22 protein-coding genes and 1 pseudogene are annotated in these 24,394 nt (G+C 73.8%); 12 read left to right on the top strand and 11 right to left on the bottom strand.

The features are described 5' to 3' along the window. Window positions 1-786: 786 nt before the first annotated feature. Window positions 787-1,548 carry a GntR family transcriptional regulator gene (locus tag AQJ91_RS31805; RefSeq protein ID WP_067028399.1) on the bottom strand — a complete coding sequence of 254 codons (762 nt, stop codon included), beginning with the start codon at window positions 1,546-1,548 and terminating at the stop codon, window positions 787-789. Window positions 1,549-1,671: 123 nt separating this feature from the next. Continuing rightward, on the bottom strand, window positions 1,672-2,196 hold the full coding sequence (locus AQJ91_RS31800; RefSeq protein WP_234383136.1) for an Lrp/AsnC family transcriptional regulator: 525 nt from the start codon (window positions 2,194-2,196) through the stop codon (window positions 1,672-1,674). Here AQJ91_RS31800 and AQJ91_RS31795 point away from each other — a divergent pair. Next, entirely contained in the window at window positions 2,147-3,391 is a 1,245-nt protein-coding gene (locus tag AQJ91_RS31795; protein ID WP_234383134.1) for an amidase family protein, read from the top strand. The two genes, AQJ91_RS31800 and AQJ91_RS31795, sit on opposite strands and share 50 nt — an antisense overlap. Further along, window positions 3,388-3,705, top strand: a complete 318-nt coding sequence (locus AQJ91_RS58445) for an FAD-dependent oxidoreductase (protein WP_199848069.1) — start codon at window positions 3,388-3,390, stop codon at window positions 3,703-3,705. Before AQJ91_RS31795 ends, AQJ91_RS58445 begins: the two co-directional genes overlap by 4 nt. Here AQJ91_RS58445 and AQJ91_RS54650 read toward each other — a convergent pair. Further along, window positions 3,608-3,997 carry a hypothetical protein gene (locus AQJ91_RS54650; RefSeq protein ID WP_199848072.1) on the bottom strand — a complete coding sequence of 130 codons (390 nt, stop codon included), beginning with the start codon at window positions 3,995-3,997 and terminating at the stop codon, window positions 3,608-3,610. The genes AQJ91_RS58445 and AQJ91_RS54650 overlap by 98 nt on opposite strands. A 678-nt stretch (window positions 3,998-4,675) precedes the next feature. Beyond that, window positions 4,676-5,572 carry an RNA polymerase sigma-70 factor gene (locus AQJ91_RS31785; protein ID WP_067028571.1) on the bottom strand — a complete coding sequence of 299 codons (897 nt, stop codon included), beginning with the start codon at window positions 5,570-5,572 and terminating at the stop codon, window positions 4,676-4,678. Between the two features lie 116 nt (window positions 5,573-5,688). On the opposite strand from AQJ91_RS31785, the gene AQJ91_RS31780 reads away from it, so the two are divergent. Continuing rightward, window positions 5,689-6,525 carry an alpha/beta fold hydrolase gene (locus AQJ91_RS31780; protein WP_067028395.1) on the top strand — a complete coding sequence of 279 codons (837 nt, stop codon included), beginning with the start codon at window positions 5,689-5,691 and terminating at the stop codon, window positions 6,523-6,525. Here AQJ91_RS31780 and AQJ91_RS31775 read toward each other — a convergent pair. Continuing rightward, the gene (locus tag AQJ91_RS31775) at window positions 6,522-7,463 is read right to left on the bottom strand and encodes a DMT family transporter (RefSeq protein WP_067028393.1); all 942 of its coding nucleotides are present in this window, start codon (window positions 7,461-7,463) and stop codon (window positions 6,522-6,524) included. The two genes, AQJ91_RS31780 and AQJ91_RS31775, sit on opposite strands and share 4 nt — an antisense overlap. A 47-nt stretch (window positions 7,464-7,510) precedes the next feature. Here AQJ91_RS31775 and pdxR point away from each other — a divergent pair, with 47 nt between their 5' ends. The 5 genes and pseudogenes from pdxR (at window position 7,511) to AQJ91_RS31755 (ending at window position 13,252) form a co-directional block, all read left to right on the top strand. Then, window positions 7,511-8,944 (top strand): MocR-like pyridoxine biosynthesis transcription factor PdxR, encoded by a 1,434-nt coding sequence (pdxR, locus tag AQJ91_RS31770; RefSeq protein WP_067028391.1) that lies wholly within the window; start codon window positions 7,511-7,513, stop codon window positions 8,942-8,944. A 138-nt stretch (window positions 8,945-9,082) separates the two neighbouring features. Beyond that, window positions 9,083-10,657 (top strand): alkaline phosphatase D family protein, encoded by a 1,575-nt coding sequence (locus AQJ91_RS31765; protein ID WP_067028389.1) that lies wholly within the window; start codon window positions 9,083-9,085, stop codon window positions 10,655-10,657. 152 nt (window positions 10,658-10,809) lie between these two features. Beyond that, window positions 10,810-11,332 (top strand): annotated as a pseudogene (locus AQJ91_RS50350) (DUF6493 family protein); the annotation flags it as partial. 161 nt (window positions 11,333-11,493) lie between these two features. Then, complete coding sequence (locus AQJ91_RS31760; RefSeq protein ID WP_234383132.1) at window positions 11,494-12,897, top strand: GNAT family N-acetyltransferase; 1,404 nt, start codon at window positions 11,494-11,496, stop codon at window positions 12,895-12,897. A gap of 124 nt (window positions 12,898-13,021) precedes the next feature. Next, window positions 13,022-13,252 carry a hypothetical protein gene (locus tag AQJ91_RS31755; protein ID WP_067028387.1) on the top strand — a complete coding sequence of 77 codons (231 nt, stop codon included), beginning with the start codon at window positions 13,022-13,024 and terminating at the stop codon, window positions 13,250-13,252. A 216-nt stretch (window positions 13,253-13,468) separates the two neighbouring features. Here the strand turns inward: AQJ91_RS31755 and AQJ91_RS31750 are convergent, their stop codons facing one another. Beyond that, a complete protein-coding gene (locus tag AQJ91_RS31750; protein WP_407696955.1) occupies window positions 13,469-14,635 on the bottom strand; it encodes a trans-sulfuration enzyme family protein in 1,167 nt (388 codons plus the stop codon). A gap of 60 nt (window positions 14,636-14,695) precedes the next feature. Here AQJ91_RS31750 and AQJ91_RS31745 point away from each other — a divergent pair, with 60 nt between their 5' ends. Together AQJ91_RS31745 and AQJ91_RS31740 are read left to right on the top strand one after the other, a co-directional pair. Further along, window positions 14,696-15,190 carry an Lrp/AsnC family transcriptional regulator gene (locus tag AQJ91_RS31745; RefSeq protein WP_067028383.1) on the top strand — a complete coding sequence of 165 codons (495 nt, stop codon included), beginning with the start codon at window positions 14,696-14,698 and terminating at the stop codon, window positions 15,188-15,190. Between the two features lie 32 nt (window positions 15,191-15,222). Further along, entirely contained in the window at window positions 15,223-16,911 is a 1,689-nt protein-coding gene (locus AQJ91_RS31740; RefSeq protein ID WP_067028381.1) for a DUF885 domain-containing protein, read from the top strand. A gap of 16 nt (window positions 16,912-16,927) precedes the next feature. On the opposite strand, the gene AQJ91_RS31735 is transcribed toward AQJ91_RS31740, so the two are convergent. Continuing rightward, window positions 16,928-17,761, bottom strand: coding sequence for an SDR family oxidoreductase (locus AQJ91_RS31735; protein ID WP_067028378.1), 834 nt, complete (start codon window positions 17,759-17,761; stop codon window positions 16,928-16,930). Window positions 17,762-17,802: 41 nt separating this feature from the next. Further along, entirely contained in the window at window positions 17,803-18,321 is a 519-nt protein-coding gene (locus AQJ91_RS31730; protein WP_067028377.1) for an immunity 21 family protein, read from the bottom strand. A gap of 77 nt (window positions 18,322-18,398) precedes the next feature. Here AQJ91_RS31730 and AQJ91_RS31725 point away from each other — a divergent pair, with 77 nt between their 5' ends. After that, entirely contained in the window at window positions 18,399-19,187 is a 789-nt protein-coding gene (locus tag AQJ91_RS31725; protein WP_067028375.1) for an ATP-grasp domain-containing protein, read from the top strand. Window positions 19,188-19,194: 7 nt separating this feature from the next. Here AQJ91_RS31725 and AQJ91_RS31720 read toward each other — a convergent pair whose 3' ends face one another. After that, complete coding sequence (locus AQJ91_RS31720) at window positions 19,195-19,680, bottom strand: rhodanese-like domain-containing protein (RefSeq protein ID WP_067028373.1); 486 nt, start codon at window positions 19,678-19,680, stop codon at window positions 19,195-19,197. A gap of 95 nt (window positions 19,681-19,775) precedes the next feature. On the opposite strand from AQJ91_RS31720, the gene AQJ91_RS31715 reads away from it, so the two are divergent. Further along, window positions 19,776-20,222: an Lrp/AsnC family transcriptional regulator gene (locus tag AQJ91_RS31715; protein ID WP_067028371.1), complete on the top strand. Its 447-nt coding sequence runs from the start codon at window positions 19,776-19,778 to the stop codon at window positions 20,220-20,222. Here AQJ91_RS31715 and AQJ91_RS31710 read toward each other — a convergent pair. Then, window positions 20,216-23,209, bottom strand: coding sequence for an AAA family ATPase (locus AQJ91_RS31710; protein ID WP_067028369.1), 2,994 nt, complete (start codon window positions 23,207-23,209; stop codon window positions 20,216-20,218). The two genes, AQJ91_RS31715 and AQJ91_RS31710, sit on opposite strands and share 7 nt — an antisense overlap. After that, a complete protein-coding gene (locus tag AQJ91_RS31705) occupies window positions 23,206-24,369 on the bottom strand; it encodes an exonuclease SbcCD subunit D (protein ID WP_067028366.1) in 1,164 nt (387 codons plus the stop codon). Before AQJ91_RS31705 ends, AQJ91_RS31710 begins: the two co-directional genes overlap by 4 nt. Window positions 24,370-24,394 lie beyond the last annotated feature (25 nt).

Here is a 24,394-nt window from a genome sequence, read left to right as displayed (position 1 = left end):
GGTGACTGCTGCGGCTCCGGCGAGCGGTCCCTGCGGGGCATGGCGCAGGGTTCGAATTCACGGCTCGATCCCCGAGGGGTGCGGCGCAGGCTTCGGCTCTCGCGACCGGTCCCCGAGGGACACAGCGACCCGTACGACTCCACAGCGGGCACTGCGACGGCTGCCGCGCTGACGGCCACTCCCCACGGGGATACGTCGACCGCTTCCGCGCCGGCGGGCGATCCGCGAGCCGTGCGTGGCTCCGGCGAGGGGCTCAACGCGGGTGGGTGAGACGCGACGTGGCCGAGGCGGAGTACGCGGGTGCGTGGGCGAAGACCGAGGCAGCACGGTGGCCGCCCGCCACGGCATATCGGCGACACCCGGCTCCCGTGCGGCGCGGCACGTCAACAACACCGGCCTCCGCCCGGCCCGGCACACCACCTGCGCGTGGCCTCCGGGTGGGCGAGGTGGTGCAGCGGTGCGGAGTTCGTGGCTCCGCAGGTCATCGAGGCGGGGCCAGCCGGCTTCCTCCGGGTCGCGGCACTGAGGCCCGCGAACAACGCGGCCGGCCGAGACGCGAACCGACCGGCTTCTCCGGCCCGGCGCCCGGCGGTGCCGCGCGGTCCATAGGCCCACCCCGCGGGAGGGGACCGCCCCCCTGCGCCCGGCACGACCTACCAGCCGCGCCCGACTACCGCAGTACACGGCTCACACCAGCGCGCCGCCTTCGCGCGGCACGAAACACAAACGTGCCGCGCCCCGGACGAGTTCCGGAAGCGCGGCAGGTGGAGTCGTGCTGCGGTGCGGTCAGGACGCGCGGCGTTCCGGGGCCTGGTGGATTTCCACTCCGCCGGAGTCGCCGAAGGTCAGGCGGCAGGTGTCGGCCCGGTATGTCGCGACGGAGAGCGCGGCGGTGCGGCCTGCGGTGAGGAAGCGGGTCGTGACGACGAGGACAGGGGCCCCGGGGAGCCGGTCCAGCTGCTTGGCGTCGTCCGCGCGGGCCGAGCCCAGCTCGACGGCGTTGTCCTGGCCCTCCAGCTCCAGCCGCTGCAGCTCGCGCAGTACCGCACGCGCGCGTGCCGCCCCCGACGGGGCGTCGATGGCGGGGAGAGCGGGCACCGAGGACTGCGGGACGTAGAGCAGCTCGGCGGCGACCGGCTGGCCGTGCGTCACACGGGAGCGGCGCACGGTGTGCACGAGTTCGTCGTGCCTGATCTCCAGGGCGTCGGCGACGGACGCGGACGCGGCCTCCAGCCTGCAGTCGGCGGGCTGCCAGTCGTCGCCGACCGTGCCCGGCCAGGCGTGCTGCTCGGTGCCGACGGACACGCCCACGCGCGGCGGGGCGACGGTCGTACCGACACCGCGGCGGCGCTGCAGCCGGCCTTCCAGTTCGAGCTGTTCCAGGGCCTGGCGGAGCGTCGCGCGGGCGACGCCGAAGCGCGCTGCCAGGTCGCGCTCGTTGGGCAGGATCTCGCCCACGGAGAACTCGGAGTCCAGTGCCTCACTGAGCACGGTCCTGAGATGCCAGTACTTCGGTTCCGGCACCGATTCCAGCTGCGTGGTCCCCACCCTGTCCTCCGCAATCGCCGTGGCCCATCGGCGTTTTAGCGCCCTTGTTTATTAAAGGTTGTTGCACTTCTCTGCGACCATAAGGCGGCCCTCACCCTTGGTCAAGACCAATCCAGGCGTTCGTCAGTCGCGCAGCCAGGGGGCTAGCATGCCGCCGCGTTTCAGGGTGGCGAGGACGAGGGCGACATCCACGGAGACCGCGTCCCGCAGCCAGGCGGACCGGGTGACGACGTCGTGGAGCGTCGGCTCGTCGGGGAACGCCGCCAGCACCAGCAGCTGGTGCTCGCCGGTCACGAAGCTGACGTACCGGACGTGGGCGGACTCGACCAGCGCGGCCGCCACCGCCTCGGCCCGGGACGGTACGGCGCGGATCCGCAGCACCGCCTCCACCGGCAGCCCCAGCAGTGCCGGCTCGATCACGGCCCGGACCCGCACCCGGCCCTCGCGCCGCAGCGCGCCGAGCCGCCTGCGGGCCGTGGCCTCCGACACGCCCGCCACCCGGGCGAGTTCGTCGTAGGTGCACCGTCCGTCCTCGGCGAGGGCGTGCAGGATCAGCCGGTCCTCGCGGGAGGGTTCCCAGGCCGCGTCGCCGGGCTCCGTGACGTTCCCTTGTGGTGACGCGGGGGCCAGCGCGTCGATCGCGCACAAGGACCTGCACGACACCGCCGGCATCCGTACGACGTACGGCTCACCGGTCTTCGCGGACCGGGTGCCCGACGCCGACCACCTGGTCGTGGAGCGGCTGAAGCGGGCCGGGGCGATCAGCGTCGGCAAGACCAACGTGCCCGAGCTCGGCATGGGTTCGCACACCGTGAACCCGGTGTTCGGGGCGACCTTCAACCCGTACGACCTCTCGCGCAGCGCCGGCGGCAGCAGCGGCGGCGCCGGGGCGGCCCTGGTCTGCGGGATGGTGCCGGTCGCCGACGGCAGCGACACCGGCGGCTCACTGCGCAACCCGGCGTCCTTCAACAACGTGGTGGGGCTGCGCCCGTCGCCCGGCCGCGTCCCGTCCTGGCCCGACAAGGCGCCTTGGGGGCAGCTGTCGGTCAAGGGCCCGATGGCCAGGACCGTGCCGGACGCCGCCCTGATGCTGTCCGTGCTGGCCGGTCCCGATCCACGCAGTCCACTCGCCCTGGACACGCCGGGCTCCGTGTTCGGCTGGCCCTTGCGGGGGGACGTACGCGGACTGCGGGTCGCCTGGTCGCCGGATCTGGGCGGGGCCGTGCCCGTGGACGCGGAGGTGCGTGAGGCGCTGCGTCCGGCCGTCGAGGTGTTCGCGGGGCTGGGCTGCGAGGTGAAGGAGGCATGCCCGGACGTGTCCGGCGCCGACGAGGTCTTCCTCACGCTGCGGGCCTGGCAGATGGAGCTGGCTTACGGCGAACTGCTGGACCGGCACCGGGAGTCGCTGGCGCCGGACGTGGTGTGGACCATCGAGGAGGGCCGCAAGCTCTCCGGGCCCGCGCTCGGGGCGGCGGAGCTGCGGCACGCGGCGCTGTTCCAGCGGGTGCGCACGTTCTTCGAGACGTACGACCTGCTTCTGCTGCCCGTCAGTCAGGTCGCGCCGTTCGACGTACGGCTGCCTTGTCCGTCGTCGGTGGAGGGCGTGGCCATGGAGACCTACCCGGACTGGATGCGCTCGGCCTATCTGGTCTCCGTCACCGGCTGTCCCGCGCTGTCCGTTCCGGCCGGTTTCACACCGGGTGGGCTGCCGGTGGGGCTGCAGATCGTGGGCCCGCACCGGCAGGACTGGGCCGTGCTGGAGGCCGGGTACGCGTTCGAGCGGGCGACGAGGGTGGGGGAAAGCAGGCCCGCGGTCGCCGTGCCGGACGGGGTCCGGTCATGAGCCCGCGCAGTGCCGTCGTGGTCGGCGCGGGGATGGCCGGGCCGGCCACCGCCTGGTTCCTTCGGGAGGCCGGGGTGGAGGTCACCGTCGTGGACCGCACGGGCGTCGCGGCGGGCGCGTCCTGGGCAACGCGGGCTGGCTGTCCCCCGCCCTGCAGGTGCCGCTGCCCGAACCGAGCGCCCTGCGCCTGGCGTACGCACGCTGTTCTCCCCCACGTCACCGCTGTACGTCCCGCCCCGCGCCGACCTGCGGCTCGCCCGGTTCCTGACGTCCTTCACCCGCAACTGCACGACCCGGCGGTGGGGTGGCCATGAGCGCCTTCGCCGCGCTGAACCGGAACGCGCTCGCGGCGTACGACGAGCTCGCCCGGGGCGGGATCCCCGAGCCGACGCGGACCGGCCCGACGTGCTGACCGCCTTCGGCGGGCCGGCCGATCGGAAGCCGTTCGTGGCGGAGTTGGAGGCGGTGCGCGCGGCGGGCCAGGACGTCGCCTACGACCTGCTCACCGGCACCGAGGCACGGCAGGAGGATCCGGCGCTGGGGGAAGACGCGGTCCGCGACCGGGGCGGCAAGATCGTGGCAAGCCAAGCCGCCCGGGGAGTTCACGCGGGCAGGCGGTGCGGACGGCTGGAGCAGGTGGAGACGCTGGGGGCTGGGGCAGGTAGGGCGGCTGGGGCAGGTAGGGCGGCTGGGGCGCTGGGGCTGAGGGGGCTGCGGGGGCAATCTCGGCGGCGGGGGCCGGCTGCCTGGGCAGTCCGGGTGCAGGGCCTGCCAGGCGATGCGGGCAGTCCAAGCGACCGGCGGGCCGGGACGATCCCGGCGGTCGGAACGAACTAGGCGGTGAGGGCTGCCCGGTGGTGAGGGCAGCCGCCGGGGGCTGGGGGCCGGCCCGGTCCGTGTCGCCCAGCTCGGTGTGCGCCCCGCCGCACCGGCCGCCCGCCACGGCACCGCCGGGCACCGGGCACCGGGCACCGGGCACCGGGCACCGGGCACCGGGCACCGGGCACCGGGCACCGGGCACCGGGCACCGGGCACCGGGCACCGGGCACCGGGCACCGGGCACCGGGCACCGGGCACCGGGCACCGGGCACCGGGGGATAACGCCTGCCGCGTCGTGCAGTGATGCGGAACCCGTGGCTCCGCTCGGCGCGGTGTCAGAGGGCCCGGTCGGTTTGCCTCTCGGTCGACCGCGTCGCTCGTGGACGTCAACGCCACGAGCCGGCCGGGAGTCGGCTCCACCGCGCAGTGCACCGGTCGCCGGCCACCCGCGCGCACACTGCACGCTCACCCCCAGTCGTCAGCCTCCAGGTGCCGCAGCTTGTCAGGGTTGCGCATGACGTACACCGACTGGATGCGACCGTCATGGACGTCCAGTTGGAAGACGGAGTCGGGCTTGTCGCCGGAGAGGATCAAGATTGCGGGGCCGCCGTTGAGTTCCAGGAAGTGGAGGGACATGTCCTGGATGCCGCCCTTCTCGGCGACGCCGATGAGGAAGCGGCCCACCTTGTCCGCGGACTCCAGGACCCGCCGCGGCGCCTTGGACTTGCCGCCGCTGTCGCCGACCAGCCGGACGTCGGGGGCGAGCAGGGACATGAGGCCCTCCAGGTCGCCCTCCGCCGCGGCGGCGAGGAACCGTTCGGTGAGGTCGCGGCGCTGGGCGGGGTCGACCTCGTAGCGGGGCCGCCGTTCGTCGACGTGCCTGCGGGCCCGGCCGGCCAGCTGACGGACCGCCGCCTCACCGCGGTCGAGCATCACGGCGATCTCGCCGTGCGGGTAGCCGAAGGCCTCCCGGAGCACGAACACCGCGCGCTCCAGCGGCGACAGCGACTCCAGGACGACGAGGACTGCGAGGGAGACGGAGTCGGCGAGCACGGCCCGCTCGGCGGTGTCGTCGACGGTGTCCCCGAAGTCGGTGACGTACGGCTCCGGCAGCCACGGGCCGACGTAGGTCTCGCCGCGCGCCTTGACCTGGCGCAGCCGGTCGATGGCGAGGCGGGTGGTGATGCGCACCAGATAGGCGCGCGGCTCGCGCACGTCGGAGCGGTCGGCGCCGGACCAGCGCAGCCAGGCCTCCTGCACCACGTCCTCCGCGTCCGCGACCCGGCCGAGCATGCGGTAGGCGACTCCCAGCAGGACGGGACGGTGCTCTAGGAAGACGTCGGTCACGGTGTCGATGGTCACGGGTCCATCCCAGCCCAGGCCCGGGGCCATGTCCAGGCACCAGGGGCTACCCGTCGGTAGCAATTGCTGACAAGGTGTCTACCCGACGTCCCGGCAAGTCCCCCATGAGGAGCAGCATGTCCGCCACCGTCTCCTTCAAAGTCCCCACCCCGTACGGCCCGCAGAGCATGAGCGTCTCCTACGCGCGCGTGGGCGCCGGTGAGCCGCTGGTCCTGCTGCACGGCATAGGTCACCACCGGCAGGTGTGGGACCCGGTGATACCCGTACTCGCGGCCGAGCGCGATGTGATCGCCGTGGATCTGCCCGGCTGCGGGGAGTCTCCGTCCCTCCCGGAGGGGCTGGCACACGACCTGGCGACGATGAACACCGTGCTCGGCGCCTTCCTGACGGCCATGGAGCTCGACCGGCCGCATGTCGCGGGCAATTCGCTGGGCGGCCTGCTGGCTCTGGACCTCGCCCGCGCGCAGCTCGTACGGTCCGTCACGGCCCTGTCCCCGGCCGGCTTCTGGACACAGCTCGAACGCCGTTACGCCTTCACCGTGCTGGCGGGGATGCGGCAGACCGCGCAGCGCATGCCGCTCCCCCTGGTCGAGACGCTGTCCCGGTCGGCGGCCGGGCGTGCGGTCCTGACGAGCACCATCTACGCCCGCCCGGGCCGCCGTTCGCCCGAGGCGGTGGTCGCCGAGACGCTCGGCCTGGCCCGCGCCGCCGGATTCTCCGAGACGCTGCGGTCGGGCAGAGAGGTCCGGTTCACCGACGACATACCGGGCCTGCCGGTCACCGTGGCGTGGGGCAGCAGGGACCGGCTGCTCGTGCCCCGGCAGGGCGTCCGGGCCAAGCGGATCATTCCCCGGGCTCGGCTGGTCCGGCTGCCCGGCTGCGGTCACGTCCCGATGAACGACGACCCGGCGCTGGTCGCGCGCGTCCTGCTCGACGGCAGCCGCCGTTCTTAGCGTCCACACTGCTCTTTACGCGCCAGCGGGTGCAACCCCTCGTACTGCGGGGGCAATTGCTTGCGGGCCGGTGTCAACGCCCCGGATCCCAGCGCGACTCCGGCGCCAACGAGGGCGCTGCCGACGGCCTGGGCGGCGCCGTAGGAGCCGGTGCCGACGAGCGGGGCGGTGCAGGCGGCCGCGACGGGGATGAGGCCGGAGAACAGCGTGGCGCGCTCCGCGCCGATCCGCTGCATGCCCATGTACCAGCACACGAACCCGACGACGGTGACGACGGCCGCCTGCCACAGCAGCGCGGTCGCCTCGGTGCCGTCGGGCCGGCGCAGCCACCCGGCGCCGTCGACGAGCAGTCCGGCCGCCGCGGACTCGGCCGCGGCGATGCCGCACACCGTGGCGGACAGCAGCCGCGGTCCAAGGGGCCGCAGTACGGGCACGGCCAGGACGGCGAAGCCGACCTCGCCGGCCAGCGCGCACACCGAGAAGGCGATGCCCGCGCCGTCCGTACGCCCCCACCCCTGGACGGTGAACGCGCCGACGGCGACGAGCAACGCCCCGTAGAGGACCATCCGTTGGGGCCGACGCCCCTCCAGGGCGGGTACGACGACGGCCACGACCACGGGCGCGCAGCCCACGAAGACGCCGGGGACGGCGGGCTCGGCGGTGCGTTCGGCGGCGATGACGGCCAGGTTGAAGCCGACCATGCCGACGGCCGCGAGCAGTCCGAGGCGGGCCCACTGGCAGGGTGTGAGCGCCCGCAGCCGGGCCGTGGCGCCACGTCCGGCCAGGGGAAGGAGCAGCAGACAGGCCAGGCCGTAGCGGAGGAACTGGCCGCCCGCGTACGGGTAGTCGCCGAGCAGGCTGTTGGCGGTGAAGGACCCTCCGACGAGGACACAGGCGAGCGCGGCGAGGAGGGAGCCGCGCGTGGTGGTGGCGTTCATGGCAGCGACGTTAGGAAGCGGGGCGGTCCGCATTAAGGTCCACTTTCATGACGGCTTCGGGGACCAATCCGGATCGGCACGCGGCCTCTCCCGCCTGGGAGCTGCTGCTGCCCGCCGCGTCCGCACCGGCACGCACGCGTGGACGTTCGTTGCAGGCGGCACTGCGCGAGGCGGTGCGGTCGGGACGGCTCGCGCCGGGGACGCGGCTGCCGTCCAGCCGTGAGCTGGCCGCCGATCTCGGTGTGTCGCGCGGGCTGGTCACGGAGGCGTACGAGCAGCTGACGGCCGAGGGGTATCTGCGCAGTGGGCGCGGTGCCGGGACGTGGGTGGGCGGCGCCGTGCGGGAGGCGCGCCCACGCGCGCGTGACCTCGCGCCGCGCGCTCCGGGCTCGCGGGCCGACTTCGTGGCCGGGACCCCGGACCTGTCGCTGTTCCCGCGCACCGCCTGGGCCGCGGCACAGCGCGGAGTGCTGGCCGAGCTGCCGCACCACGACCTCGGCTATCCGGACCCGCGCGGGCTGCCCCGGCTGCGTACGGCGCTGGCCGAGCTCCTCGCGCGTCGCCGGGGCGTGGTCGCGGACCCGGAGCGGATCGTCGTCGTCTCCGGCGTGGCGCAGGCGACGACACTGCTCGGTTTCGCGCTGCACGCGCGCGGGATGCGCACCGTCGGCGTCGAGGACCCCGGCAGCCCCCAGCACAACGCCCTTTACGCCGCGGCCGGCGTCACGACGATTCCGGTGCCCCTGGACGACGAGGGGCTCGCCCTGGGGCCGCTGCGGGCGTCGGGCGTACGGACCGTGGTGGTGACTCCGGCCCACCAGTTCCCCACCGGGATCGCGTACTCCGCGCGGCGCCGCACCGCACTGCTCGACTGGGCGCGATCCGTGGACGGTTTCGTCCTGGAGGACGACTACGACGGCGACTTCCGCTACGACCGTGCCCCCGTGGGCGCGCTCCAGGGCCTCGACCCGGACCATGTGGCCTATGCCGGGTCGGTCAGCAAGTCCCTGGCACCGGGGCTGCGGCTCGGCTGGCTGCTCGTACCGGAGGCGCTGGCCGACGAGGTCGTCGAGCGGAAGCGGACCATGGATCTCGGCCATCCCACGCTCGACCAGGCGCTGTTCGCCCGGTTCGTGGAACGCGGCGACTACGACCGTCAGCTGCGCCGCTGCCAGCGCGCCTACCGCGAGCGCCGTGACGCCCTCGTCGCCGCGCTGGCGGAGCACTTCCCGGGCGCGGAGGTGACCGGGATCGCCGCGGGCCTGCACGTCATCGTCGCGCTGCCGGAGCGGTACGGGCCGCTCGAGCGGTTCCTGGCGCGCGTGGCGGAGGCCGGGGTGGCGGTGCGCCCCCTGACGGCGTACACGCACGCGCGTGCCGGGCAGGACGGCGCCGTACGGCTGGTCGTGGGGTACGCGCACCAGTCACCCGCGCGGATCCGGGACGGCGTACGGCTGATGGCCGAGGCGACGGAGGCGTGACCGAGACCAGGCGCCTCCGGCTCACCGGTTCCCTTGTGCCCGCGGTCAGTTGTTCACTTGTGGTTTCCGTGTGCGCTGCGCCGCCCCAGTAGGTGTGGCACTGCACACTGGCCGGATCCCGTCCCTGGAGGCGCATCCATGTCCCACCGTCCGCTCCCCGGTCGCCGCAGCGTCCTGCGCGGCTCGCTGGCCGCTTCGGCGGCCCTGACCCTGCCCACCGCCCTCGGCTCGGCGCCCGCCTTCGCCCTGTCCGGACGGCCGAAGGCGAGCTGGGGCGTACAGACGGGAGACGTGACCTCCGACTCCGGTCTGGTGTGGATACGGTCCGACCGCCCGGCCCGGATGATCGTGGAGACGTCGGCGACCGAGTCGTTCCGCAACCCGCGCAGATCGCACGGCCCGCTGCTCGGCGCGGACACCGACTTCACCGGCACGACCCGGCTGCGCGGCCTGCCGCCCGGAGAGCAGATCCACTACCGGGTGCTGCTCGCCGACCCCGACGACCCGCGCCGCACCGGCGAGCCGGTCACCGGCACGTTCCGCACCGCCTCGGTCCGCCGGCGCGACGGGGTGCGTTTCCTGTGGTCGGGCGACCTGGCCGGGCAGGGCTGGGGCATCAACCCGGACCGCGGCGGCTACCGGATCTACGACGCGATGGGCGCGCTGGACCCCGACTTCTTCCTCTGCAGCGGCGACAACATCTACGCCGACGGCCCCCTCTCGGCGTCCGTCACCCTGCCCGACGGCAGCACCTGGCGGAACGTCACCACCGAGGAGAAGTCCAAGGTCGCCGAGACCCTGGCCGAGTTCCGCGGCAACTTCCGCTACAACCTGCTCGACGAGAACCTCAAGCGGTTCAACGCCCAGGTCCCCGCCATCATCCAGTGGGACGACCACGAGGTGACCAACAACTGGTTCCCCGGCGAGATCCTCGCCGACTCCCGCTACACCGAGAAGAACATCGACGTCCTCGCGGCGCGCGCCCGGCAGGCGTTCTCGGAGTACTTCCCGATCTCGACCCTGCGCCGCCCCGACGGCCGGGTGCACCGGGTGGTCCACCACGGTCCGCTGCTGGACGTGTTCGTGCTGGACATGCGGACCTACCGCAACGCCAACTCGCCGGACGACCAGACCACCGACCCGCAGGGCATCCTGGGCGCCGAGCAGCTGGCCTGGCTCAAGCGGGAGCTGGCCCGTTCCAGGGCGGTGTGGAAGGTGATCGCCTCGGACATGCCGCTCGGTCTGGTGGTGCCGGACGGCACGGACGGGAAGCCCAACATCGAGGCCGTCGCGCAGGGCGATCCGGGCGCGCCGCTGGGCCGGGAGCTGCAGATCGCCGAGCTGCTGCGGTACATCAAGCACCGGCGGATCACCGGCACCGTGTGGCTGACGGCCGACGTGCACTACACCTCGGCCCAGCACTACCAGCCGTCGCGGGCCGCCTTCACCGACTTCGAGCCGTTCTGGGAGTTCGTGTCCGGACCGCTGAACGCGGGCGCGTTCCCGGCGAACACGCTCGACAACACCTTCGGCCCGGAGCGGGTGTTCGTGAAGGCGCCGGCCACCGCGAACGTCTCCCCGGCCGGCGGCTACCAGTTCTTCGGCGAGGTCGACATCGACGGCGGCAGCGGCGAGCTGACGGTGCGGCTGCGCGAGCAGGACGGCACCGTGCTGTTCACGCAGGTGCTGCGGCCGGGGCTGGTCGGGCAGTAACTCCCGTAACGTGGGACACGTGCCGCGCACCGGCGTCATCCTCCGGTGCGCGGCCGTGCGAACTCCCGCTCCCGCAGGGCGTTTCCGCAGGTCGGAGCCGATTTTCGTGGCGCTGGCCTCGGACCCCGTCTCGGTGGTGGCCTCGCACGCACGAAACCCGGGGCGCCGCCGCCGTACTGCCCCTCCTCGCCGAGTCGGGCGGCGAGGCGGGCGATGCCGTGCACCTGTGCGTGGCGTACGGGCTCGGCGCCCGGCATGAGGAGGACCGGCTCGCCGCCGTGGACGCCCTGCTGGTGCTGGCGGCGCACGGCAGCTCGACGCGGACCGGCTGGGCGCGGATCTCGGGCAGTTGGTGCGGCGGGGTGCCGTGAAGCCGTCGCGGCTGGCCGAGTCGGCGCGGACGGCGGCGGCCACCGGCGCCTACGCCACCGTCTGGGGAATGCTCCGCCACACCCTGCCCGTCCTGCTCGCCGACCTCGCGGCCGGTGGCGCGGCCGCGCCGGCGCGTGGGCTCGCGGATCTGCTGGGCGTTGCCGCGGAGCGCACCGAGCGGTCGGGGCACGGGGTGAACTGCCGCACCTGGCGCAGACCGCGGCCCGGCGCGGCTCGTCCCGGCTGGTGGCGCAGGCCCGGCGGTTGCGCGGCGCACTGGCGGCGGAGGAGCTGGCCGCCTGACGTGGACCCGGACGGCTGGGGTCTTCGGTCACTCATGGCGGCCCGCGCAACACAACTGCAAAAAGTCAGCAAAAGGTGCAGATCGGTTCTTTACCGCCCGGTCACAAAGCGTTCGTGATCACGCAACACCCTTCCTTCACAGTGGCTGCATGAGTCGAGACATGTCTGATGTGACGCGTGCGAAACGCGGTCGTCCCGTGCACCACTGGCGGCGGGACATCGTCGAACTCGCCGCCCTCTTCACGGCGGTGGCGGTGGCCGACGCCGTGGCCAACCTGATCGGGCACGGGCCCGACGGACCGGCGCTGCTGCTGGTGTCGGCGGGTGTGCTGGTCGGGACGGCGGGGTTCCACACATGGTGGGCACGGCGCCACGGTCACGCACCGCCGACGGACGATACCGGTGCCCGGCCGCCGTCCACGGGACAGCAGGCCGGGCCGTCCGAACACCCGGCCGAGAGTGCGCTGTGGCGGATGCGGACGACGGTGAAGGACGAGCCGGGGTCGCTGGCCGCGCTGTGCACGGCGCTCGCCGAGCACCGGGTCGACATCCTGAGCCTGCAGACGCATCCGCTGGCCGAGGGCACGGTGGACGAGTTCCTGCTGCGGGCACCCGGTGCGCTCGCGGCGGCCGAGATCACCCGCGCGGTGGCGGTGGCCGGCGGCAGCGGCACCTGGATCGAACGGGCCGACGCCCACGACCTGGTGGACGCGCCGACCCGGGTACTGGGCCTGGCCACCCGTACCGCGCTGGACGCGGCGGAACTGCCGCTGGCACTGCGGCAGTTGCTGGGCCGGTGCACCATCCGGTCGCTGCCCGCCACGCCGGTCGGCGGGGGCCTGGGGCCGGACGCGGTGCCGGTGGAGGGCGCTCTGGAGGACACCGTGATGCGGCTGCGGGCGCCGGAAGGTGGAGTGATCACCGTGGAGCGGCCGTATCTGCCGTTCACGCCGACCGAGTTCGCGCGGGCGCGGGCGCTGGTGGAACTGGACGCCCGGCTGGGTCCGCGGGTGCCGCGCAGCCAGGACGTGCTGACGCTGTCCGAGGGCAGCGACATCACCGTACGGCGGGCCGCCCCGGGCGATCTGGAGGCCGCGAAGGAGATGCACGAGCGGTGCTCTGCGCGGACGCTGAGGATGCGGTACCACGGGCCCGTCGGTGACGCGGACCGTTACCTCAACCACCTGCTCAGCCCGCGCTTCGGGCGGACGCTCGCCGTGCAGACGGCGTCGGGACGCATCGTCGGGCTCGGCCATCTGCTGTGGGACGGCGACGAGACGGAGGTCGCACTGCTCGTCGAGGACGCCTGGCAGCGGCGCGGCATCGGCAGCGAACTGCTGGGCCGGCTGGTGGCGATGGCGGTCGAGACGGGCTGCGCGAGCGTGTACGCCGTGACGCAGTCGTCCAACACCGGCATGGTCGCCGCGATGCGCGGCCTCGGCCTCCCCCTCGACTACCAGATCGAGGAGGGCACCCTGGTCATCACGGCCCGCCTGGACGCGACGCCGGTGGGCTCGCGACAGGCACGGGAGGAGTTCGACGGCGAGCGGATCGGCCGGGAGTAGCGGATCCGGTCCGTACACGGCGACCGGCCCGGCGGGATCCGCCGGGCCGTTGCCGTCCCTGGGCCCGGCATGGCGCCCTGCCCGGCACCACTCCCGACGGGCATCGCCCGCCGGGCACGGCCCTTTGTCCGGCGCCGCACCCCGTTCGGCACAGCCCTCCCTCAACACCCCCCTCGACGGCATCTCGGAGGCGCTGCGTCCGGACACCGGGCTGATGATGGTCGAGTCCCCGGCCATCAGCCGTACGCCGTCCCGGATCCGCGCGGGCGACTGGTGCGCGTGCCGGGCAGGCCGGCACCGCTCCGCGCCGGCACCACCCCTGACCGGCACCACCCCTGACCGGCACCACCCCTGACCGGCACCACCCGCCGACCAGCGCCACCCCCGCCCAGCACAGCCCTGATCGACGCCACTCCCCACCGGCAACCGACCCGCGACCGCCATCACCCGCCGCCCAGCCCAGCCCCCGCCCCCAGCACAGCACCGCCCCCCTCCAGCACCGCCTTCGTCCCGTATCACCCGCCGACCGACACCGCTCCCGCCGCGCCCAACAGCCCCCGCCGGCGAACACTCAGACGCCCGTCACCGCACGCTCCCTCAAGCGCGCCCCCGTCCGCTCCCCCAGCGCCCCGTCCAGGTCCGCCCACAGGTCCTCGACGTCCTCCAGCCCGACCGACAGCCGCAGCAGCCGGTCGCTCACGCCGGCGCCACGCCGGTCGTCCGCGTCCACGATGCGGTGGCTGATGGACGCGGGGTGCTGGATGAGGGTGTCGACGCTGCCGAGGCTGACGGCCGGGGTGATCAGGCGGACGCCCGCGATCACCTCGTGCGGGTCGCCCTCGACCTCGAACGCGATCATCGCGCCGCCGATGCGCGGATAGTGGACGCCGCTGACACGCGGGTCGGCGGCGAGGCGGCGGGCGAGTTCGGCGGCGTTGGCGGACGCGGCCCGGACCCGCACCGGCAGGGTGGAGAGGCCCCGCAGGAGGAGATAGCCGGCCAGCGGATGCAGGACGCCGCCCGTGGCGAACCGCACCTGCCGCAGCCGCCCGGCGAACTCCTCGTCGCAGGCCACGACGCCCGCCATCACGTCCCCGTGGCCACCGAGGTACTTGGTGGCGCTGTGCAGGACGAGCCGCGCACCCTGTTCGGCGGGACGCTGCAGAACCGGCGTGGCGAAGGTGTTGTCGGCGAGCAGCGGGACGGACCCGCAGGCGTGGGCGACGGCCCGCAGATCCACCTCGGCGAGCGTGGGATTCGCCGGGGACTCGACCATCACCAGCCCGGTGTCCGGACGCAGCGCCTCCGCGATGCCGGCCGGATCGGTCCACGTCACCTCCGAGCCGAGCAGCCCGGCGGTCAGCAGGTGGTCGCTGCAGCCGTACAGGGGGCGTACGGCGACGACGTGGCGCAGACCCATCGCCGAGCGTGCGAGGAGCACCGCGCTCAGCGCCGCCATCCCGCTCGCGAACGCGACCGCCGCCTCGGTGTCCTCCAGCCGGGCCAGGGCGGTCTCGAAGCGGGCGACGGTCGGGTTGCCGAGGCGGCCGTAGACGGGCGGGCCCTCCGGTTCGGCGCCCGTGGTGGCGAAGGCGTCGATGCGGGCGGCCTCGCCGCGGCTGTCGTACGAGGGGTACGTGGTCGACAGGTCGATCGGAGGGGCGTGCAGTCCCTGCCGGGCGAGGTCGTCGCGGCCGGCGTGGACGGCCTCGGTGGCCAGTGCTCTCGCTGAGTCCATGACGGGAATGGTGAACATCGGCCGGGGCTGGACCTCTCCGCTCCGTGTTACGTTCGGGCAATGGCCGAAACCGTCGTACTGGATCCGGTCGACCTGCACCTGCTGCGGCTCTTGCAGAACGACGCCCGGACCACCTATCGCGACCTCGCCGCCCAGGTCGGCGTCGCCCCGTCGACCTGTCTGGACCGGGTGACCCGGCTGCGCCGCGCGGGCGTGATCCTCGGCCACCAGCTCCGGATCGACCCGGCCAAGCTGGGCCGGGGCCTGGAAGCGCTGCTGTCCGTGCAGGTCAGGCCACACCGGCGGGAGTTGGTGGGGCCGTTCGTGGACCGGATCCGGGCACTGCCGGAGTCGCGGACCGTCTTCCATCTGACCGGGCCGGACGACTACCTCGTCCATGTGGCGGTCGCGGACATGGCCGATCTGCAACGGCTGGTCCTCGACGGGTTCACGTCCCGGCGTGAAGTGGCCCGCGTGGAGACCCGGTTGATCTTCCAGCAGTGGGACTGCGGACCCCTGCTGCCGCCGGATACGCCCTCGGCGCAATCCGGGTGACGTGCGGCGGCCTCCCTATCAGGATGGTCCGCATGTCTGAGACCAAGAGCCCGCTGCCCCGCCAGGTCGCCGACGCCTATGTCGACGATCTCATCGCCCTCGACCCGGTCACCGGTACGTATCTCGGCGTGAAGGAGAGTTCGAGCCGGCTCCCGGACCTCTCACCTGCGGGCCAGGAGGCGCTCGCGGCACTCCAGCGGGCCACGCTCGCGCGACTCGACGAGGCCGAGCGGCAGCCCGGCGCGGACAGTGACATCGAGCGCCGGTGCGCGCGCCTGCTGCGCGAGCGGCTGACCGCGGAGCTCGCCGTGCACGGGGCCGACGAGGGCCTGCGTGCCGTCGGCAACCTGGGCATGCCCGCGCATTCGGTGCGCGAGGTCTTCACCGTCACGCCGAGCCAGACCGACGAGGACTGGGCCGCGATCGCCGAGCGGCTGCGCGCGGTGCCAGCCGCGCTGGCGGGCTACCGCGAGTCCCTCGCACTGGGCCTGGAGCGCAAGCTGTACGCGAGCCCGCGCCCGACCGCCACCTTCGTCGAGCAGCTCACCGAGTGGGCGGACACCGGCGACGGCCGCGGCTGGTTCGAGGACTTCGCGTCGGCGGGCCCCGAGGCGCTGCGCGCGGAGCTCGACGAGGCCGCCCGCGCGGCCACCGCGGCCGTCGCCGAGCTGCGGGACTGGATGCGCGACGTGTACGCGCCGGCGATCGAGGGCGCGCCGAACACGGTGGGGCGGGAGCGGTACGCCCGCTGGTCCCGCTACTTCAACGGCACGGACCTCGACCTGGACGAGGCGTACGCGTACGGCTGGTCCGAGTACCACCGGCTGCTCGCCGAGATGAAGCGGGAGGCCGAGAAGATCCTGCCCGGCGCCGCGACGCCGTGGGTGGCGCTGGCGCACCTCGACGAGCACGGCCGGCACATCGAGGGCGTCGACGAGGTCCGCGAGTGGCTCCAGGGCCTGATGGACGAGGCGATCGAGAAGCTGGACGGCACGCACTTCGAACTCGCCGAGCCGGTCCGGAAGGTGGAGTCGTGCATCGCCCCGCCCGGCGGCGCGGCGGCCCCCTACTACACGCCCCCGTCGGAGGACTTCTCGCGCCCCGGCCGCACCTGGCTGCCGACGATGGGGCAGACCCGCTTCCCCGTCTACGACCTCGTCTCGACCTGGTACCACGAGGGCGTCCCGGGCCATCACCTCCAGCTCGCGCAGTGGACGTACGTCGCCGGGAGCCTCTCCCGCTACCAGGCCAGCATCGGCGGGGTCAGCGCCAACGCCGAGGGCTGGGCGCTGTACGCGGAGCGGCTGATGGACGAGCTGGGCTTCCTGACGGACCCGGAGCAACGGCTCGGCTATCTCGACGCCCAGATGATGCGGGCGGCCCGGGTCATCGTCGACGTCGGCATGCACCTGGAGCTGGAGATCCCGGCGGACTCCCCCTTCCACCCGGGCGAGCGCTGGACTCCGGAGCTGGCGCAGGAGTTCTTCGGCGCGCACAGCAGCCGTCCGGCGGACTTCGTGGAGAGCGAGCTGACCCGCTACCTCACGATCCCGGGCCAGGCGATCGGCTACAAGCTCGGCGAGCGGGCCTGGCTGCTGGGCCGCGAGAAGGCGCGCGAGCGGCACGGCGACGCCTTCGACCTCAAGGCCTGGCACATGGCGGCCCTGTCGCAGGGCTCGCTGGGCCTGGACGACCTGGTGGACGAGCTGTCCCAGCTCTGACGAGGAGTCGGAAGGGTCAACGCCGGAAACCGCCCTCGGAGTTGATGACCTCACCGGTGATCCAGCCCGCCTCGTCCGTCGCCAGCCAGGCGATGAGGCGGGCGGGGTCGTCGGGCATGCCCCACCGGCCGGCGGGGAAGCCGGCCGCCACGGCCTCGTAGTCCGCTCCGGTCAGGTAGTCCGCGTCGACGGGGCCGGGGTTGACGGTGTTCACCGTGATCCCCTGCTCGGCGAGCGCGGTCGACAGGGAGCGGGTGATCGAGGCGAGGGCGCCCTTCTGGAGGGCGTAGGCGATCTCGCCGGGCATGCCGCCCGCGATGTCCTGGCCGGAGGTCATCATCACGACGCGGCCACCGGGAGCGGGCGGCCGGAGCCGGACGTGGGCCTGGACGAGGAGCAGCACCGAGCGGGCGTCGACCGCCCAGTGCGCGTCGAGCATCGCGGCGTCGATGGTGTCGAGGGTGCCGTCGGAGCCGCTCAACGCGTGGTTGGCGACCAGGATGTCGAGCCGTCCGCCCACCGCCGAGGCGGCGGTGGCGATCAACTCGGCGGGCGCGGCCGGATCGGTGAGGTCGCCGGGGCCGGCGACGACCCGGGCGTCCGGGTCGCCGAGCGCGGCGCGTACGGAGGCGAGGACCTCCTCGGGCCGGTCGGCGCCCCAGGGCATGGCGACGTCGTGCGGCACATGATGGTGGAGGTACACGCTCGCGCCGTACGCGGCGAGCCGCCGGGCCACGGCGTGACCGATGCCGCCGCGTCTGCTGGCCCCGGTGACCAGAGCGGTCCGGCCGCGCAGCGGCAGGGGGTCACCGCGCAGGTCTTCGGGTGCGGGGTGCGGGAGTCGGGGCATGGACGACCATGATGGGGATCGTCCGGCCGCGACGCACGTGATTATCCGGTCGGCAGCCGTCTCAGCTGGACGAGCCCCAGCCAGGTCTCGGGCCCGGGCTGCACCTGGGCGGCGCGCACCGCGTAGGCGCCCGGCTTCAGGACCACCCGCACATGCTCGGTCCGCTCCGTCTCGCTGCCGGGCCAGGCCGGGTCGAACAGCACCACGGTGCCGGGCACGTTCCAGCGGACCTCGTCGTCCCAGACCGCTGTGGCGAGGGCGTCCGGTACGCCGGCCAGCAGTTCGGCCTCGGAGTCGGCGGCACACCACCGTACGAAGGTGCCGTGCTCGGGCAGATACGCGGTGGAGGCGGGCTCGTCGCCGAGGACCAGGGCCGCGGAGTCGCCGACCGGGAGAAGACCGACGTAGCCCTCGATCTCGCAGGCCCGGTCGTAGTCGGAGGCCGTCTCGTCGCCGTCGGCCCCCGCCCAGAACGGCAGGACCGTCTCCGGTACCGCTATGAGGGGGCCGCCGCCCGACTCCACCCACTCCACCGTGCCCGGATCCACGTATCGCACCATGGCGCAGAACCTACACGCACAGGCACCTCACAAAATCACTCTGCCCAACTCCTCCTCGTACGCCACTCTCGTCTCCCATGAGTACGCGGATCCTTTTCCTCTCCCCTCGCGTCACCGCGACCGGACACGCGCTGACGGACGCGGCGCGGCGGCGCGCGATGCGCGTCGAGACGCTGCGCGACTGGCGGGTGCCGGAGCACGCGCGCGAGTCCGCCGGAGCCTCGCTGTACGCCGGGCCGCTGTTCGCTGACGCCGTGGCCGGGGAACTGGGTCTCGGGCTGCTGGAGGCACCGCCGGACTGGCTCGCGCGTCTGCCGTACGAACTCACCCTCAGGGACGTCGAGTTCACTACGCTCGCCGAGGCGCGGCGGCTGCGACGGCCCGCTTTCGTGAAGCCGCCCAACGACAAGAGCTTCCCCGCGCGCGTGTACGTCGACGGGAGCCGACTGCCGGGTCCCGACGCGGTCGACGACGATGTGCAGGTGCTGGTGAGCGACATCGTGTCGTTCACCGTGGAGTACCGCCTGTTCCTCCGCGACGGCGAGGTCCGCACGGGCAGCCGGTACGCGACCCGCGGCGACCTCGACGTGGCCCCGCTGGCGGCGGACCCGCACCGCGGCGAGGTGCTGGCCTTCGCCGAGCACCTGGCCTCGACCGGACTGCCGAGCGCCGTCGTCGTGGACATCGGGCTGACCGACTCCGGGTGGGCGGTCGTCGAGGCCAACGCCGCCTGGGCCAGCGGGCATTACGCCTGCGACGCGGACGCAGCCCTGGACGTGGTGCTGCACGCGGCCCTCCCCGAGGCCGAGGTCGCGTCGGCGGACCGCCGGTTCCTGCGCCCGCTGCCCGAGGTCGTACACGACTGAGTCGACGTCAGCAGCCGCAGTCCGCCGCATCCACCGGCGCCGTCAGCGGGTCGGCGTCGCGGCGCTCGCTGCCCTGCCAGGTCTCGTACGCGAAGCCCTCGCGCACCCAGTACTCGAAGCCGCCGAGCATCTCCTTGACCTGGTAGCCGAGTTCGGCGAGGGCGAGGGCGGCACGGGTCGCGCCGTTGCAGCCGGGGCCCCAGCAGTACGTCACGACCGGCACGGACCTGTCGAGGAGCTGCTCGGCCTGTTCGGGGATCAGTGCGGTCGGGAGGTGTATCGCGCCGGGGATGTGGCCCTGGTCCCAGGACTCGGTGGAGCGGGAGTCAAGGACGACGAACCCGGGGTCACCGCCGGCGGCGAGGGCGGCGGCGACGTCGGACACGTCGGCGTGGAAGGCGAGGCTCGCACGGAAGTGGGCGGCGGCTTGGGCCGGGGCGGCGGGTGCGACACGCAGGACAGGGTTGGCGGCCGTGGCGGCAGTGGTCGTCATGGCCAGAAATCTATGGCTGGTCAACCTCCTCCCTGAAGGGGAGATCCCCGGGACTCCTCTTGATCCGCCGGGGATTCCCCTGCTATTCCTCACTCATGACCGCGTATTCCCCGGACGCCACCGACTGGCGCATCCTCGATGTCCTCCAGCGGGAGGGCCGGGCCAGTTTCGCCGAGCTCGCCCGGGCCGTCTCCATGTCCGCGAGTGCCGTCACCGAGCGGGTGCGGCGGCTGGAGGAGGCGGGGGTCATCCAGGGCTACGCGGCGGTCGTCGACCCCGAGCGTCTCGGCCTGCCGATCCTCGCGTTCGTCCGGTTGCGCTATCCGAACGGCAACTACAAGCCGTTCCACGACCTGGTGGCCGTGACGCCCGAGATCCTGGAGGCGCACCACGTCACGGGCGACGACTGCTTCGTCATCAAGGTCGCGGTCCGCTCCATGCGGCACCTGGAGGAGGTGTCGGGAAAGATCGGCGCGCTGGGCTCGGTCACGACCAGCGTCGTCTACTCCTCGCCGCTCCCCCGGCGCCCCCTCGGTCAGTGACCCCGCTGCCGCAGCACCGACCCCGATCTCCCCTTCACGACCTCCAGCTGCGCGTGGATACGCCGGCGCAGATCGGCGACATGGCTGACGATCCCGACGCTGCGGTCCCGCTCCCGCAGTGAGTCGAGGACGTCGAGGACCTCGTCGAGGGTCTGGTCGTCGAGGCTGCCGAAGCCCTCGTCGATGAAAAGGGTGTCCAGGCGAATCCCGCCGGCCTCGTCCGTCACGACGTCCGCGAGCCCGAGGGCGAGCGCGAGGGAGGCGAAGAAGGTCTCGCCGCCCGACAGGGTCGCGGTGTCCCGCTCGCGCCCGGTCCAGGCGTCGACGACATGCAGCCCGAGCCCGCTGCGGCCACGGCCGGTGCGGTCGTCGGAGTGGACGAGGGTGTAGCGGCCGGACGACATGCGCTGCAGCCGTACGGTCGCGGCGGCGGCGACCTGTTCCAGGCGGGCGGCGAGGACGTAGGACTCCAGGCGCATCTTGCGTTCGTTGTCCGCCGAGGTGCCCGCGGCGAGGCCGGCGAGGCGGGCCACGCGGTCGTGTTCCGCCCGCCGCGGCGCCAACTCGCGTACCCCTGCGGCCACTCGGGCGGACAGCCGGTCGAGTTCGGTGCAGCGCCGGGCGGCCGCGTCGCGTGCGGAGGCGGCGGCGCGCAGCCGCTGTGCCGCCGCGGCGGCGGAGCGCTCCGCCGCGGTGAGGTCGGCGGGCGGCTGCTGGGCGGCGGCCGCGGTGTCGGCTTCGGCGAGGACGGCGCGTACGGCGGCCTCCTCGGACTGCCAGGCGTCCAGCCGCCGTTGGAGCTCACGGTGGGCAGCGTCGTCGAGGAGCGCGTCGGCCGCGGCCCGCGGGGTGTCGAAGCCGGCCCGGAAGGCGGCGTCGGCGAGCCGGGCGTCGGCGCTCTTGAGCCGCTCCGCGCTCTCCTCGGCGACGCGCGAGGTGTCGGCTGCGTCGGTGAGCAGCGCGACCTGACGCTCCAGCTGGGTCGCCCGCACGGCCACGCTGACCGCCGTACCCCGCGCCTGCGTCAACTCCTCCTGAAGGGAGGCTTTTTCACGGTCGAGTCGCTCGCGATGCCCCACTCGGGAGGCGGCCCGTACGGCGGTCTGCTGCCGGGCCGCGGTCCGCCGCTCGTGCTCCTGCTCGGCCCGGCGCAGCTCCTCGTTCGCGGCGTGCAGCTCGGAGGCGGCACCGCGCGCCTGCGCGTACGCCTGCTCCAACTCCTCGACCTCCCGGGCGAGTTGGTCGGTGGGCGTGTCGCCCGCCTCCGCCGAGGCCGCGGCCAGTGCCTCCCGTACGAGGCCCAGCCGGCGCTCGTCCTCGGCGCGTCGTTCGTCGGCCTGCTGGTAGGCGGCGAGGGCGCGCTCCTCGGCCTCGCGGTCCACGTGTCCGGCGACCTTGCGGGCGGGCGCGGGATGTTCGGTGGCTCCGCAGACGGCGCAGGGTTCGCCGTCGGTGAGGTTCGCGGCGAGTTCGGCGGCGATGCCGTTCAGGCGCTGTTCCTTGAGGTCGAGCCAGTGGGCGCGGGCCTGCACGGCGCGTTCGGCCGACTTCAGGGCCCGCTGCTGCGCGGCGTCGGTGTCACCGGCGAACTCGTCCCGCTGCCGGGCTGCCTGGAGCCGCCGCTGCGCGGGGTCACGCTGTACGGCGAGTTGTTCGGCCCGTCCGGCGGCCTCCTGCGCGGACTCGATTCGGGCGTGCAGCGCGGAGCGGGTCGTCTCCCACCCGGCGAGCCAGGATTCCGCCTCCTGGAGGATGTCCTCGTCGGCGCGCTCCTGGCGGTCCAGGTCGGCGCGCTCGTCGACGAGTGCGGCCAGCCGCTGCTCGGCGCGCCGGGCCGACTCCAGCCCGCCCAGCTCCTCGGCGGCCCGGCGGGCGGCGGCCGCGAGCCCGGCGGCACCGGCGTCGGCGAAGGTCTCCGGCAGTGGGGCACGCGCGTGTGCCTGTGCCGAGGCCGCCCGCCGGTGCTCGGCGTCGGCGGCGTCCCGCAGCTCCAGGGCGGGCGCCACCGCCTCGGCCTTGCGGGCCCGCTCCATCCGCGCCTGCGCCTCCCGGTGGCCGTCGGCATGTTCTTCCAGCCGCGCGGCTCGCTCCCGGGTCTCCTCGAACCGCCTTTGCAGCCGGGCCAGTTCGCGTACGTCGGCCAGCGCGCGGTCGGCGTCGGCCTGGGCGGACTCGGCGGCCGTGAGGCGGCAGTGGGCGACGGTCAGCTGTTCCCGGGCGGTGCTGCGGGCGACGGCGGCCGCGCCGAGGATCGCCTCGGCCAGGCCCGGCTCGCCCGGCGCCAGCTCGGGCAGCTCCATGGCCCCGCCCGCCGCCTGCTGCATGCGGTGCGCGTCGGCGAGCAGCGCGGCGTCGCCGTCCCGCACCCGGGCCTCGGCGGCGCGACGCCGCTCAGCGAGGCGCTTCTCGACCTCCGCGAAACGCTGGGTGTCGAAGAGGCGGCCCAGGAGCTTGCCGCGGGCCTCGGCGTCGGCGCGCAGGAAGCGTGCGAAGTCGCCCTGGGGCAGCAGCACGACCTGGCAGAACTGCTCGCGGCTCATACCGAGCAGCTGGGTGATCTCCTCGCCGATCTCCTGGTGGGAGCGGCTGAGGCCCTTCCAGGACGCGTCCTGCGCGTCGTACTCGCGCAGCCAACTTTGGGCCTTGTCGACGGTGGTTCCGGGACGCCCCTTCTTCTTGGGGCGCTCCCAGGGCGGCTGCCGGGTGATCTCCAGCCGGCGTCCGGCGACGGTCAGTTCGAGGCGGACCTCGGTGCGCGCGCCGACGGGGGCATGGTCGCTGCGCAGGGTCATGCCCTGGCCGCTCTGCCGGGCGCCGGGGACCGCGCCGTAGAGCGCGTAGCACACGGCGTCCAGCACGGAGGTCTTGCCCGCGCCGGTCGGTCCGTGCAGCAGGAACAGTCCGGCCGCCGACAGGTCGTCGAAGTCGACGGTCTGGAAGCCGCCGAACGGCCCGAAGGCGGTGATGTCCAGTTGGTGCAGCCTCACCGCGCCACCTCCCGCACGGCCTCGTCCGCGCGCACCGTGTCGAACGCGTCCCGCAGCACACCCCGCTCGTGCGCGTCGGGCCCGGCGCCCCGCACATGCGCCACGAAGTCCTCGGCGATCTCCTGGTCGCTCCGCCCCGCGAGCCGCCTGGCGTACGACACGTCGAGGTCGTCCGGCTCCCGCTCGGGGTCGAAGGCGAGACTGAGCGTGTGCGGGAACCGCTCGGTGAGGCGAGCCATGGGATCGGCCGGGCGGACCGGGTCGGTGAGCGTCGCCTCGACCCACGCCTCCTCGTGCCGTACGAGCCCGGGGTCGGCGAGCAGTTCCTCCAGTCTCCCGCGGATCCGGGCCAGCGCCCGCGGCACCGGGCAGTCGACGCGCTCGGCGGTGACCGCGCCGTCGGCGTCCAGGTCGACGAGCCACATGCTTTTGCGGTGCTCGGCCTCGGAGAAGGAGTACGGCAGCGGGGAGCCAGAGTAGCGGACGCGGTCGGTGATGGTCTGGCAGCCGTGCAGATGCCCGAGCGCGGTGTAGTCGACGCCGTCGAAGACCCCGGCGGGCACGGCGGCGACTCCGCCGACGGTGATGTCGCGCTCGCTGTCGCTGGCCTCGCCGCCGGTGACGAAGGCGTGCGCGAGGACGACGGATCGGGTGCCACGCGCGCGTGCGGCGAGGTCGGCGCGGACCCGGTCCATGGCAGCGGCCAGCACGGCCTCGTGGCCCGGCTTCTGCACCCCGAACTCGTCCTTCACCAGGGCGGGTTCGAGATACGGCAGTCCGTAGAAGGCGACGTCACCGTGTGCGTCGGCGAGCACCACCGGCGTCCCGCACGCCGACGGCTCGGTCCGCAGATGGACGCCCGCCCGTCCGATCAGCCCGGCGCCCACCCCGAGTCGGCGCGCCGAATCGTGGTTGCCGGAGATCATCACCGTCGGCACACCGAGGTCGGCCAGCCGGTGCAGCGCGTCGTCGAACAGCTCCACCGCGGCGAGCGGCGGCACCGCCCGGTCGTACACGTCTCCCGACACGACCACCGCGTCCACGCCGCGCTCCCGCACGGTCGTGACGAGGTGGCCGATGAACTCGGCCTGCGCGCCGAGCATGTTGACCCGGTGGAACGCCCGGCCGAGATGCCAGTCGGAAGTGTGCAGCAGTCTCATGATCCCCGAGACTAACGGCCGGGTC

The organism is Streptomyces dysideae, assembly GCF_001514305.1.
Taxonomy (GTDB): Bacteria; Actinomycetota; Actinomycetes; order Streptomycetales; family Streptomycetaceae; genus Streptomyces; species Streptomyces dysideae.
The sequence above is the reverse complement of the archived record's forward strand: the minus strand, read 5'-3'. Positions and strand labels throughout refer to the sequence as shown.

Bases quoted from the DNA above. Each gene is read 5' to 3' on its own strand.
- AQJ91_RS58445 (WP_199848069.1), top strand. From the start codon at position 3,388: ATGAGCCCGCGCAGTGCCGTCGTGGTCGGCGCGGGGATGGCCGGGCCG.
- AQJ91_RS31780 (WP_067028395.1), top strand. From the start codon at position 5,689: ATGTCCGCCACCGTCTCCTTCAAAGTCCCCACCCCGTACGGCCCGCAG.
- AQJ91_RS31775 (WP_067028393.1), bottom strand. From the start codon at position 7,463: ATGAACGCCACCACCACGCGCGGCTCCCTCCTCGCCGCGCTCGCCTGT.
- pdxR (WP_067028391.1), top strand. From the start codon at position 7,511: ATGACGGCTTCGGGGACCAATCCGGATCGGCACGCGGCCTCTCCCGCC.
- AQJ91_RS31765 (WP_067028389.1), top strand. From the start codon at position 9,083: ATGTCCCACCGTCCGCTCCCCGGTCGCCGCAGCGTCCTGCGCGGCTCG.
- AQJ91_RS31760 (WP_234383132.1), top strand. From the start codon at position 11,494: ATGTCTGATGTGACGCGTGCGAAACGCGGTCGTCCCGTGCACCACTGG.
- AQJ91_RS31750 (WP_407696955.1), bottom strand. From the start codon at position 14,635: ATGGACTCAGCGAGAGCACTGGCCACCGAGGCCGTCCACGCCGGCCGC.
- AQJ91_RS31745 (WP_067028383.1), top strand. From the start codon at position 14,696: ATGGCCGAAACCGTCGTACTGGATCCGGTCGACCTGCACCTGCTGCGG.
- AQJ91_RS31740 (WP_067028381.1), top strand. From the start codon at position 15,223: ATGTCTGAGACCAAGAGCCCGCTGCCCCGCCAGGTCGCCGACGCCTAT.
- AQJ91_RS31735 (WP_067028378.1), bottom strand. From the start codon at position 17,761: ATGCCCCGACTCCCGCACCCCGCACCCGAAGACCTGCGCGGTGACCCC.
- AQJ91_RS31730 (WP_067028377.1), bottom strand. From the start codon at position 18,321: ATGGTGCGATACGTGGATCCGGGCACGGTGGAGTGGGTGGAGTCGGGC.
- AQJ91_RS31725 (WP_067028375.1), top strand. From the start codon at position 18,399: ATGAGTACGCGGATCCTTTTCCTCTCCCCTCGCGTCACCGCGACCGGA.
- AQJ91_RS31720 (WP_067028373.1), bottom strand. From the start codon at position 19,680: ATGACGACCACTGCCGCCACGGCCGCCAACCCTGTCCTGCGTGTCGCA.
- AQJ91_RS31715 (WP_067028371.1), top strand. From the start codon at position 19,776: ATGACCGCGTATTCCCCGGACGCCACCGACTGGCGCATCCTCGATGTC.
- AQJ91_RS31705 (WP_067028366.1), bottom strand. From the start codon at position 24,369: ATGAGACTGCTGCACACTTCCGACTGGCATCTCGGCCGGGCGTTCCAC.